We start from the raw sequence: 12222 nt of genomic DNA, 5'->3' as shown, positions 1-12222 counted from the left end.
GGTAATGTTAGCACAATCATCGTAACTTCTTCACTGAATGGTTTTTTTGTTTCTATTAACTGTGTAAAATCCTGTTCCATATTTATAAAACAGTTAATGAATTAGGGATCACTACACTATGAATGCTTTACTTGAAGATTTAAAAGCGCGCGGACTGGTTGCACAAACAACTGCTGATGAAGAATTACATGAACATTTATCAAGTGGTTGCCAAACACTTTATTGTGGTTTTGATCCGACAGCAGACAGCTTACACATTGGTAGTTTAGTACCTTTATTAACACTAAAACGTTTCCAGGATGCAGGCCATAAGCCACTTGCTTTAGTTGGTGGTGCAACGGGATTAATTGGCGACCCAAGCTTCAAAGCGGCTGAACGTAAACTTAACACTGATGATGTCGTGGAAAACTGGGTAAGTAAAATTCGTGCTCAAGTTAGCGCATTTATTGAGTTTGGTGAGCAAGAAAATGCTGCCGAAGTCGTTAATAATCTTGATTGGATCGGAGAAATGGATGCAATTTCATTTTTACGTGATGTAGGTAAACACTTTAGTGTTAATGCGATGATTCAAAAAGAGTCTGTAAAACAGCGTATCGACCGCGAAGGTGCGGGTATCTCATTTACTGAGTTCAGTTACATGCTGTTACAATCCTACGATTTTGCTGCGCTGAATAAGATGAATGGTTGTTCGTTACAAATTGGCGGGTCTGATCAGTGGGGTAACATCACTGGTGGTATTGATTTAACCCGACGCATGAATCAAGAGAAAGTGTTTGGTTTAACGTTACCACTAGTAACGAAAGCTGACGGAACTAAATTTGGTAAAACGGAATCTGGGACGATTTGGCTGGATGCATCGAAAACATCACCTTACGCATTTTACCAATTTTGGATCACGACACTTGATGCTGATGTTTATAAGTTTCTTCGTTACTTTACCTTCCTTTCAATCGAAGAGATTGATGCCATTGAAGCAAAAGATAAAACGATTCAAGGTCGCCCACAGGGACAAGCAATTCTAGCTAAAGAAGTTACGCGTACTGTTCATGGTGAAGAGGGGCTTGCATCAGCAGAACGCATTACGGAAGCATTATTCTCAGGTGATTTGAGTGCATTAAGTGAGTCTGACCTTGCACAGCTTGCACAAGACGGCCTTCCAGCTACAGAGGTAACAGAGTCAGAAAAAAGTTTGGTCGACTTATTAACCAGCTGTGAGCTAGCCAAATCAAACAAAATGGCACGTGAATTTATTAACAATGGCGCAGTGAGTATTAATGGCGAGAAAGCTTCTGACAGCGAAATGACATTACAAAAATCTGATGCGTTATTTGCTAAATATACGGTAATAAAACGTGGTAAGCGTCTGTTTAACTTATTTATTTGGAAATAATAATGAAAATATTTAATCGTTCTTTAGCATGTATGGCTTTATTCACTTTGCCTTTGTCTGTTATTGCGCAAGAGCAAAATGAAGAAAATTGGATTGATTTGAGTGATCCTCGTGCGATTTACTCAAGTGTTAGTGTTGCAGCTGGTAATGAAGGCGTTAATATTTCAGGAAGTTATGGTGGCTATTTAAATGGCCAATATAAGCATAAGATCACCCTTGAAGCGATGAATGATCTCGATTATTACAACGTTGATTACATGCTGATTAATGCAAGTAACAATACTGGATTTAGCTTTGAAAGCACTTGGGATAGAGATGTGTGGGGGATTCGTGATGTGAATGATACCTCTATCGGTGTTTTTACAAAAGTTCCACTCATGAATAATAAGTTGAACGTTTATCCTAAGCTTGATTTGGGTATGCTTTGGGGAGACGATGTTAAATCAACGACTTATATCAAATTTGATGCGACCACTCGTTATAGCTTTACTAATAAACTGTGGGTTGGTGTCAGTCCAACTTATACCTATGCGATGAAAGGAATAGAGTTAAGTGAGTGGTATGGTTCAGTGGATGCGGGTATACAGCTGTCAGAGTCATTTGCATTTTCAGTGCATTACAATACAGATCAAGAATTTAGTGTAAAAACTATTTTTACTTTCTAAATTAGCAGGTTAATCAACCTATAAAATTAATAAAAGGTCACTTAATAGTGACCTTTTTTATATTTATTTAATTAATAAACTGTGAGGGCTAGCATGTAACGCCTATTATAAAATTACCTTTCATTGAACTGTGCGCTAAAATTAGTCGTTCTGTTCTATTATTGGATTTACTTATCATGTTTAAACGGCTTTCATTGTTTACGTTATTTTTTTGCCTTTCAACCTTTGCTTTTGCAGCTTTAAATGAATCCACCAAACCCAATAAAATTAATATTTATTTAGATCAAAACCTCCCCTATTCTGGATTTAATACTCAGCAACAAGCACAAGGACTTTATGCGCAATATTGGCAAATATGGTCTGAAAAAACAGGTATTGGTGTAGAGTTTAAGCATCTTCCACAGCAAAATATTGGTACTTTACTTTCGACTAACAGCCCTGCACTTTACAGTGGATTAAATATTGATAAACATTCCCTTGGGGAACTAGATAAAAACGTTATTTTAGCTATTAAAAGTGACTTATACTATTTCTCTGAGCATGCCAACAAGGTTTCCGATGCCTTAATTGACACTAAAAAGAGCATTATTGTTGGGGGCTTGTTACCACAAGCACAACAGTTACCGCTTCTGCAAAATAAAAGTAATATTATCTACAAAGCATACCCTGGCTTGCTAGAGCTATTGTTGGATTTATACCAAGATAATTTAGATGCGTTAGTTATTTTTAATATTGGCTCTGAAGATAATGGCTTGATTGATCTTCTACTCAGTTCAATATTATCGACAACCTCAATAGATAGCAGTAATAACCAGCTATACGCATACCTACCTACAGGTCAAGAGACATTACTTAAATGGCTACAGTGGGGAAATCAATTTGAACAGATAGATGATCAAATACGCGCTTCATTAATTGCATTAAATGCCCCATGGTGGGGCGCTTCTGCAAATATGACGCGTAATATTTTGGTGATCACTGGATTATTTCTCTTGTTGTTTATTATTGGTCGCTCAAAGCGAAAAAAAGACAGACAATTTAAAGATGTACTTGATTCTTCACCTTATCCGTTGGCTATTTTTTCTCTTGATGGGAACACCATTTTTTACCTTAATGATGAGGTTAAATCTTTATTTCCCTTCAAAAAGAAAAAGAAAAAATATATTTTTGAAGAGACTGAAAACCAGTTGTTGCTATCTCGTTTCATTAACAAAGCGAGTCATCAAACAGTCATCGATAATGGCTTAGTTCGCTTGTTAGTAGACGATACATTTCATGATATTGAACTGTTTGCCAAACGTATCCATTATAAACGTCAAACCGCTTGGTTATGCCACCTTAAAGATGTGACAGCATTGCTTAGCGCAGAAAGAAAATTGATCGAAGAGCGCGAGTTATTACGTAAAGTCTTAGATTCTATCCCAGAGCAGATTGCCTTCAAATCCCCTAAAGGTACCATTATTGGTTGTAATAAATCATGGGCGGAAGCGAACAGTACTACAGTAGCCCATGCAACGGGGCGTAGTGTTGCAGATATGATGTCGGTACCTGCAATTAAGAAACAGAAGCAACAAGAAGCAACGGTTTGGAATGGAGAAACCTATAACACCCAAGAGTGGATCCAACAGAAGAAAGCTGCTGATTTGAGCCTAGTGAATATCACTAAAGTGCCACTTTATAATGATAAAGGTACCATTTTTGCTATTTTGAGTATCGATAGTGATATCACCGCGTTACATAATTTAACCAAACAGTTAAAAGATGAAAATTTACAGCGTAAAGAGACAGAGAAAGCACTATCAAAACAAAGTGTTTTACTCAGTACTGTGTTTGCAGCTAGTTATGATCCGATTGGTTTATTAGACCATGAAGGGCGTATTATTGGGGCAAATAACTCCTTCGCAAAATTGATGGATGCCAAACCTGACGATATTATCGGTAAATTGCAAAGTGAATTACTCTCTTCTGATCGTGCTGATTGGGCTGATCGTCAAAATCAAGAAGTACTTAAATCAGGTGAGCCAATTATCTTTGAGGAGCTTCTCTTTAGCGGTGATAAGAAAACCTGGTACGAAGTCCACAAAGCTCCCTTTAAAGACGATGAAAGTCGCTCTGAGGGAATTGTCATTATGGCTCGGGATATTACTTCGCGTAAGTTAACAGAAGAAAAATTAAGTTCTGATGCTTCTGATTTCGAGCAAAAAATGTTAAATGACCAGCTTACCAATATTGCTAATCGTCGCTCCTTTGATGAACGCTTTAGTCAATTATGGTCAGAAGCATATAGTGAGCAAGAGATGCTTTCCATCGTGATGTGCGATATAGATTTCTTTAAACCCTACAATGATAATTATGGCCATCAAAAAGGTGATGAAGCATTAAAAATTGTTGCGACTGCTTTACAACAAGCCGCTAATGAAATGGGATGCTTTGCTGCTCGTTATGGCGGCGAAGAGTTTGTTGTTATCATTAAGGGAGGTAATGCGACCAAAGTATTACGTGCTGTTGAAAAGCTTCGTGAAGCAGTTAATCAGACCAAAGTTGAGCATTTGTATTCAGATGTTAGTCGTTATATTACCATGAGTATGGGGTTATCCAGTATCTTCCCAAGTGATCTTAATACAATGAAGATGTTATTAGCAGAAGCTGATGGCGCATTGTATGATGCGAAGATGTCAGGACGAGACCAAATAAGCGTTCATAATTAATTGTTAGCATTACCATAATATGGTGATCAGGGCTTGCAGAGAAACAATCATAGAGAACAAGGACGGTGATTGAGTAATAATACCAATTCCAATAAATTAATTCGGTTAATTCTTTATCGCACATTAACCAAAAGACGTTGATGTTAAATAGTGGGGCCATTTACGAAAATTATAATTAAGCAGTAATAACCACATAAAAGTAAAAGGTGTTTTTAGTTTTGTATTGCGAGCAATTGACGGAGTGATTACCGCAATAGCTCGCAAATTTTTGCATAAAAGGTCAATTGACCTTGAGCCTTTTAGCGTGATTAGCGTTTAAATTTTCTTCGAGAAAAAGCTAAACCTGCCATGCCTAGGGCGAACAATGCGACAGAAGCGGGGGCCGGTACATCAATGCTTTTTGCGCTTCGGTATACGATGGTTTCATAGTAACTGTCAGCATCTGCCACATCAACGAAAGACCATAATCCAGCTAAACCGTTTGTCACATCAATATGGGTGTAGGAGTTTGAAAACCATCCCGTCGCTTTGGCATAGTTGTTGCCATTATATGACTCTGTATTAGCAGAAGAATAATCTACTTTAAATGTTGATGCGTTGATCCCCAAAGATGCAAATAAATCAGAGGTCATAACACTCCAACCATAATTAGATTGTTCTGATAAATCAATTGCTGCGCATGATCTTTCGAGTAAACCATCACTACATGGTGAAGCCCAAGCTAAATCATAATTTTCATAAGTTACATAAGCATCTTGTGCTACTTCGCCGGTCATAATTGTGGCATTTACATTAGCGGTAAGTAATCCACAACAAATTAGTAATCCAATATTTTTCATTTGCACTCCATTTGATTTCTGTTGAAACAATAAACATGCAAATGGTGTTCCAAAATGCAAGTTGTTGAAATATATGGTTTTATAATATGTTAAAAATAATACATGTAAAAAAAGCTGACAAGTAATTGCCTTTTGTGTGTTTATTTTTTTATCATATATTCAGGGAGCTTGTTTTACGCTCAACTTACTCTGAGTACTTTTTGTATAATAAAGGTGTTAGACCAATCCGCATAAGTATCTGATCTATCTTTTTGGTTAAAGGAATGGATAACTACGTTGCATTCAATCGCTAGCTATTACTGAATCGCGCGACTTGTTCTCTATTATTTTTCCTCAATACGCCCTTAGCAAAATATTATGCGCAGGAAAAGTGGCTTAACTCAAGGCGAAACTTGATATAAGTGGTTGTTTTATTTGAGAAAGTTTCAGCTGAGAGGTAAGTTTTTTTAACCAGTAAAATAGATCAGCTATTTATTTTGTTTGGTATTACTGAAAGGTTAAGAATAAGCAGACTAAATGATATATAAAAAAGGCCAATCATTTAACTGACTGGCCTTAGTAGGTTAACAATGTTCGACTTTCTGTTGATTATGCTTGATACCCGCCAGCAATACCTTTAGTCGTAATTGAAACAGCATCATGTGCGTGTAAGCTTTCATAATGATTAACTCGTAACCAAAAATCAGAAAACTTAGTTTGAGGGTGAAGAGCATATTGAAGCTGTCTTGCCGCATCTTCACAAAACATAAGGTTTTGCCCATTTAAGCGCGCAAACTCTTGCTCATCTTCTCGTTTTACCGCAGCTTGAACTGGTGTTTTTAGTGTATTTTCAACCAAGTCAATTAATTCAATGACAGGAAAGCTATCATTTTCTGCATCTAGCTTAACTTTTACTTGTACAACACTGCGTTGACTATGAGGTGTTGCAACAATGCCTTGCGTCGAGCCTAACCAAGCTAACACCTCTTCTTTATTAAGGTTTTCTTGTTCTGCATACTGCTTTGAAAAAGCACCTTGAATCAGTTGTCTTGCTAATGCTGCTGAGCAAGGGCATGTTGATGAATAAGGGACATTAACTTGCATTTCAAAATTAAAAGTACCATTGGTTAGTTTACCAATTATCACTACAGGGTAAGCTTTCCAGCCACGTTTTTCACTGATTAATGATTTACGACGTAAGTGATAATCAAAGGAAAATTTTACAAAAGCTTCCTGACTTAATTCATGATGGCTTTCGATAAACCCTTCTAGCAAGGTTGTTAAAGTATCTAACGTCAGCTCAGATTCTGTTGATAATTGATCAAGCTGAAGATACAAACGTGACATATGGATGCCTTTAGCTTGCGCATCACCAAGGTTCACGAACAGTTCAGCACTCGCGCTAACCTGTTGTGGAGCGCAGTTATCCGTTTGTACCATGAGTGGTAGTTCAATGTTGCTCATTCCAACGCGATCAAGTGTACCTTCGGTTTGAGCTTGTGCGCTATTTGCGATATCTGGCATTGCCATCAGAAAAAACTCCCTTCACAGGATATTAAAAGTTAATAAATTTAAGCGGAGCATTATAAACGTGTTCGTGACAATTAAAAACCTCCAAATGAAAAGGATTATCAGTGATTGATTAAATTGTCTATTTATTGACCGACGCTCTGCTTTATTCTGCGTTTAATAGATAATTAATTGCTGAAATGTGTAATAACCGCAACCATTTCAAGGTGATATTGCTTACAATATTACTTTTCCATTATCCGTGGGGCATTCGTGAGTATTTTTAATTTAAAGACCTGGGTACATTATTACGTAGCATTACTGAAACGTTTGGGGGCATTTCGTTTCAGCTTGTTACTGGCTTTTGCGATCATTAGTGCTGACTCGGTGTTACAGATGTTACTTGCATATTATTTCAATGATCCACTTGATATCAGTGATATATCGCGTTCTTTTATTTTGGGACTATTAATTACGCCATGGGCGGTTTACTTTTTAACGGTGGTCGTGGGAGATCTCGAAGAAGCCAGGCAACGCTTAGATGGCACCGTAGCTAGACTTCAAGTTATGTTATCGCAAGATCAAAAACAGACCCGCGCACTTGAGTCCGAAATTGTTGAACGGCAAAAAACACAACAATTATTAGAAGAACACACCATTTTATTACGATCATTTTTAAACACATCTTCTGATCTTTTTTTTCATCGAGATTTAAAGGGAGCATTTGTTAGCTGCAATAAAGCGATGGAACTAGTAACTGGCCGAAGTGAAGGGGAACTAATCGGTTTAACGCCCTTTGACATTTATCCTGAAGAGTATGCAATTGAAGTTGTACAACGGGATCAAAAAGCACAAGAAACAGAGCAAGAACAAATTCATGAACATTGGCTAAATTACCCTAACGGTCGTCAAGCCTTTTTCGAAGTACGTGCGTTACCACTGTATAACGCACAGCACATTTGCGTTGGGGTGATCGGATTTGGACGCGACATTACAGAGCGGAAAAAACATCAAGAATCACTGGAAAAAGCCAGTCGTGATAAAACCACATTCATCTCTACCATCAGCCACGAGCTACGCACGCCACTAAATGGTATTGTCGGCTTAAGTCGAATGTTATTAGATGATCAGCTAAGCGCAGAGCAGAGAAAATACTTAAAAACTATTCATATGAGCGCCATAACACTAGGTAATATTTTTAATGATATTGTCGACCTAGACAAGCTCGATCGAAGACGTTTAAACTTAGTGTCTAATCATATTAATATGCTTGATTTTATTAGTGATTTAGAGAGCCTTGCATTTATTCAAACCGAGCAAAAAGGTTTAGCTTTAGACTTTGAGCAGGGTAGTATTTTACCCGATTATATCGATGCAGATGATACGCGTCTGCGCCAAGTATTATGGAATTTTGTTACCAATGCGGTGAAGTTTACTGAGCAGGGTAAAGTCAGTATTCGTTGTTTTTGCGAATTTGAAAATGCTAATAAGGCTCGTCTGTGTTTTGAGATTGAAGACTCTGGTATTGGTATTCCAGAGGACCAATTAGAAAAAATATTTGCTATGTACTACCAAGTAAAGGGTAATCGACATGCAACCGGTACCGGGATTGGTCTGGCTGTTTCTAAAAAAATAGTGGACGCAATGGGAGGTCATATCACAGTGAGTAGTGAGCTTGGAAAAGGCAGCACCTTTAAACTTTGTTTACCGGTGGTATGTCCTGATAAGTTTTCTCTTGCGCAAGAAAGCGAAGCAAAGGTGCCAGAACTGTGTATCTTATTGGTAGAAGATATCGCCCTTAATGTGGTTGTTGCTAAAGCACTACTCAACAAATTAGGCCACCAAGTGGATGTGGCTGAAAATGGAGAGCAGGCGTTACAAAAAGTAGAAGAAAATAATTATCAACTTATTTTGATGGATATACAGCTGCCAGATATGGATGGCTATCAGGTCACCACTTTACTACGTGAAAAGCATAACCAATTACCTCCTATCGTCGCTTTAACTGCGAATGTTTTTACTGATAAACAGTCATTTATTGATAAAGGAATGGATGATGCGTTGGGTAAACCCCTCACCGTAAGCTCCTTCAAACAGATGCTAAAGCATTTTTTCACGGATGACTCTCCACAGAGTGATAGGCCACCATTAGCTGAGAAGACGATTCAGGAGGATGCTAAAGAAGCTGTTTTTGATACCCCGATGCTTACTGAACTATTAGCGTTTATTCCACGCTCTGTGATGCTTGATAACATTGCATTATTCGCAAAAATGATGCCCGATTATATGCAGGTATTAGAGTCTAATATGGTAGCCAAAGATAAAGAGCGTATTGTCAGCGAGGCGCATAAAATGAAAGGTGCAGCCGGCTCTGTGGGGTTAAAGCGTATCCAGCAATTAGCTCAAAAAGTACAGTCGCCCGATCTACCGGCGTGGTGGGATAATATTGACGACTGGGTTGAGCTGATAAAAGGTCACTATGAACAGGATATTCGTGATTTAAAAGTGTGGATTGCCAAGCAATAACAATTGTTACGTCATTTGTTGTAATCAACCAATGACGTAACAGGTGCACTTTTAAGTATGATCGCCATGCATTAACTGCTCAAACTTCTCGTTACCCTTTAAGTTTTCAAAGTCAGCTTCTTCGGCAGCTAACTCTTTCAGTGTTGCTCGACCAGCAATCGCACGTGTTAAATCGTAAATAGCTTGTTCTTCAACACCTAAACACGCATAAGCGCAGGCACGTTGATAAAGTGCATTTTGATTATTATCGTCTACTTCTAGTACTCGATTACAAATACTTAATGCCCAGTGGAATTCACGCATCTCCATAACAGCATCGGCTTTAGAGGTAAGTGCTTCTAAATCGCCAGCGCGAATTTTTAGAATTTCATCATAAGCTTCAATGCGTTGTGTCGGTGTTTGTGCTTTTTGTGCCCGTAACCAAAGATTATGAATCTCATTAATTTTTTCAATTTCAATATGATTATCAGCGATACGACGTGTCTTACGACGTAGGTCTTTTTCTAATGTTTCAAACTGTTTTTCATACTGTTCAGAGATATTTTTTATCTGCTGATTAGCCATTTTTTTAGTATTTTCTCTGATTTCTCGCAGAGATTGCCATCCGATCATTGCAATCATTGAAGCGACACCCGCAATGATATAGAAAAAATAAGTCACTGTATTAGATGCATAACCTAACGACTTATCGGCAACATCGAGTTCTCGATCAGTAATATCGACAGTGATGCGTCGCTCTAAGTCTTGGAAGTCATGGCGTAACGATTTAAGTTCATCTAACACATAACGCTCTACTAATGGCTTATCGTGAATTTGATTTTTGTCTGCTTGCGAAGCTTGAGTCTCAGCATTACTGGTTGCATAAAGTGCACTGCTAGTGAGCCATAAGGTAATGAAAAATAAAAGTTTGTGCACGTTGCTTTCCTCTTGTTTTGTTATAATTATGTTGCTAGTTTATTGATACTAACGATAGGGCAGGATAAAGCAATGAGCGACACTAATAAAGTAGAAGAACAATGGGTTAAAGGAATAATTAAAGAAACTTTTGCTGAGCAAAGAAAAACACGGCGCTGGGGGATCTTATTCAAATTACTGACTTTTACTTATCTCTTTGTGGCGTTGATATTAATTCTTAATGCTGCTCCCAAGGGGGATATAAGTGCAGAGAAATCCCATACCGCTTTGGTCCGTGTTAATGGTGTGATCGCTGCCGATCAAGAAGCTAATGCTAATCGTATCGTTACTGGTTTAAGAGATGCTTTTAAAAACGAGCATAGTAAAGCCGTGATGTTAGTGATTAATAGCCCCGGCGGTAGCCCAGTACAAGCTGGCTATGTTTATGATGAGATGAAACGCCTGCGTGGTATATACCCGGAGAAAAAATTATATGCCGTGATTGCAGAGTTGGGCGCTTCTGGTGGTTATTATATGGCTGCTGGTGCTGATTTTATTTATGCTGACAAAGCCAGCTTAGTGGGGTCAATTGGCGTCACCGCATCTAGTTTTGGTTTTGTGGATTTAATGGAAAAAGTGGGGGTTAAACGCCGCCATTTTACCTCTGGAGAACATAAGGCATTTCTAGATCCCTTCTCTCCTGAAAAAGAGAGTGAAGCAAAGTTTTGGCAACAGGTGTTAGATGTCACTCACCAACAATTTATTGCCGTTGTTCAAGAGGGACGAGGCGATCGGATTAAAGCGGCCGAAGAGCAAGAGAAACTGTACTCGGGACTTATTTGGAATGGTGAGCAAGCATTGTCTTTAGGTTTAATCGATGGATTAGGTAGCCCAGGTTTTGTCGCAAGAGAGATTGTCGGAGCAGAAGAGGTTGTTGATTACTCAGTTAAATCTTCAGCAATCAATGAGGTTATTGAAAAGCTAGGAATTTCAATTGGTAGTGGCATTGCCAATCAGCTATCAACACAGAGTCAGTCTTTAACACTACATTAATATGGCTGGTAGAGGGCATCATGCATAAAAAAGTGGAAGATTTTTCAGTGCAATTGCGCATTGATAAAAAGTTGGTGAAACAACAACTTGCTTGTAAAGAGAAACTATACGATTTTAATTTTTCTCGTCCCAGTGAAGGTGAAAAACGTCATAAAATTTTATCTACGCTTTTTGGCCGTTTTAAAAACACCCATATTGAGCCTCCTTTTCAATGTGATATGGGGAGTAACATCTTCTTTGGTGAAGGGGGCTTTATTAACTATGATGTTAAAATTTTAGATATTGCCCCGGTAACTATTGGTGAGTATGTTTTACTTGCCCCTAATGTTGTATTAAGTACGGTAAACCATCCGATAGACTTAGCTGAGCGTGTTAAGCCTTATGCCTGTGCAGAGCCAATTAATATTGGTGATAATGTCTGGATAGGTGCGGGAAGCATTGTCCTAGGTGGTGTCACCATTGGATCTAGAAGTGTTATTGGTGCTGGAAGTGTCGTCACGAAAGATATTCCCAGTGATGTGATTGCAGTTGGTAACCCATGTCGTGTAATTAAAAATGTGGTACATGGTCAAATGCCATCAGAGGAGTTGTTAGCCAGTTGGTGGGGAGAGTTTGCAGATCCAGAATAGGCTTATTTAAAAAACTTATTCTGGATATAT

The 12222-nt window shown here is 38.3% G+C and carries 9 protein-coding genes; 6 read left to right on the top strand and 3 right to left on the bottom strand.

Annotation, left to right across the window (positions count from 1 at the left end):
* The first annotated feature begins 118 nt into the window (after positions 1-118).
* The 3 genes from tyrS (at position 119) to CW745_RS07230 (ending at position 4763) form a co-directional block, all read left to right on the top strand.
* A complete protein-coding gene (gene tyrS, locus CW745_RS07240) occupies positions 119-1390 on the top strand; it encodes a tyrosine--tRNA ligase (RefSeq protein WP_101107995.1) in 1272 nt (423 codons plus the stop codon).
* Positions 1391-1392: 2 nt separating this feature from the next.
* Positions 1393-2055 (top strand): hypothetical protein, encoded by a 663-nt coding sequence (locus tag CW745_RS07235; RefSeq protein ID WP_101107994.1) that lies wholly within the window; start codon positions 1393-1395, stop codon positions 2053-2055.
* A 176-nt stretch (positions 2056-2231) separates the two neighbouring features.
* The gene (locus CW745_RS07230; protein WP_101107993.1) at positions 2232-4763 is read left to right on the top strand and encodes a diguanylate cyclase; all 2532 of its coding nucleotides are present in this window, start codon (positions 2232-2234) and stop codon (positions 4761-4763) included.
* Between the two features lie 308 nt (positions 4764-5071).
* Here the strand turns inward: CW745_RS07230 and CW745_RS07225 are convergent, their stop codons facing one another.
* Positions 5072-5602 (bottom strand): PEP-CTERM sorting domain-containing protein, encoded by a 531-nt coding sequence (locus CW745_RS07225; RefSeq protein WP_101107992.1) that lies wholly within the window; start codon positions 5600-5602, stop codon positions 5072-5074.
* A 588-nt stretch (positions 5603-6190) separates the two neighbouring features.
* Positions 6191-7111 carry a GTP cyclohydrolase FolE2 gene (gene folE2, locus CW745_RS07220; RefSeq protein ID WP_101107991.1) on the bottom strand — a complete coding sequence of 307 codons (921 nt, stop codon included), beginning with the start codon at positions 7109-7111 and terminating at the stop codon, positions 6191-6193.
* 252 nt (positions 7112-7363) lie between these two features.
* On the opposite strand from folE2, the gene arcB reads away from it, so the two are divergent.
* Entirely contained in the window at positions 7364-9616 is a 2253-nt protein-coding gene (arcB, locus tag CW745_RS07215; RefSeq protein ID WP_202973171.1) for an aerobic respiration two-component sensor histidine kinase ArcB, read from the top strand.
* A gap of 51 nt (positions 9617-9667) precedes the next feature.
* Here arcB and CW745_RS07210 read toward each other — a convergent pair whose 3' ends face one another.
* Positions 9668-10531: a hypothetical protein gene (locus tag CW745_RS07210; protein ID WP_238596737.1), complete on the bottom strand. Its 864-nt coding sequence runs from the start codon at positions 10529-10531 to the stop codon at positions 9668-9670.
* Positions 10532-10603: 72 nt separating this feature from the next.
* Between CW745_RS07210 and CW745_RS07205 the strand changes: the two genes are divergently transcribed.
* Positions 10604-11563, top strand: a complete 960-nt coding sequence (locus CW745_RS07205) for a S49 family peptidase (protein WP_101107990.1) — start codon at positions 10604-10606, stop codon at positions 11561-11563.
* A gap of 20 nt (positions 11564-11583) precedes the next feature.
* A complete protein-coding gene (locus tag CW745_RS07200; protein WP_101107989.1) occupies positions 11584-12192 on the top strand; it encodes a sugar O-acetyltransferase in 609 nt (202 codons plus the stop codon).
* Positions 12193-12222: the final 30 nt, after the last annotated feature.

Origin of the sequence: Psychromonas sp. psych-6C06 (assembly GCF_002835465.1) — a bacterium.
GTDB lineage: Bacteria > Pseudomonadota > Gammaproteobacteria > Enterobacterales > Psychromonadaceae > Psychromonas.
This window is presented reverse-complemented; position numbering and strand designations above follow the sequence as displayed.

Bases quoted from the DNA above. Each gene is read 5' to 3' on its own strand.
- tyrS (WP_101107995.1), top strand. From the start codon at position 119: ATGAATGCTTTACTTGAAGATTTAAAAGCGCGCGGACTGGTTGCACAA.
- CW745_RS07235 (WP_101107994.1), top strand. From the start codon at position 1,393: ATGAAAATATTTAATCGTTCTTTAGCATGTATGGCTTTATTCACTTTG.
- CW745_RS07230 (WP_101107993.1), top strand. From the start codon at position 2,232: ATGTTTAAACGGCTTTCATTGTTTACGTTATTTTTTTGCCTTTCAACC.
- CW745_RS07225 (WP_101107992.1), bottom strand. From the start codon at position 5,602: ATGAAAAATATTGGATTACTAATTTGTTGTGGATTACTTACCGCTAAT.
- folE2 (WP_101107991.1), bottom strand. From the start codon at position 7,111: ATGGCAATGCCAGATATCGCAAATAGCGCACAAGCTCAAACCGAAGGT.
- CW745_RS07205 (WP_101107990.1), top strand. From the start codon at position 10,604: ATGAGCGACACTAATAAAGTAGAAGAACAATGGGTTAAAGGAATAATT.
- CW745_RS07200 (WP_101107989.1), top strand. From the start codon at position 11,584: ATGCATAAAAAAGTGGAAGATTTTTCAGTGCAATTGCGCATTGATAAA.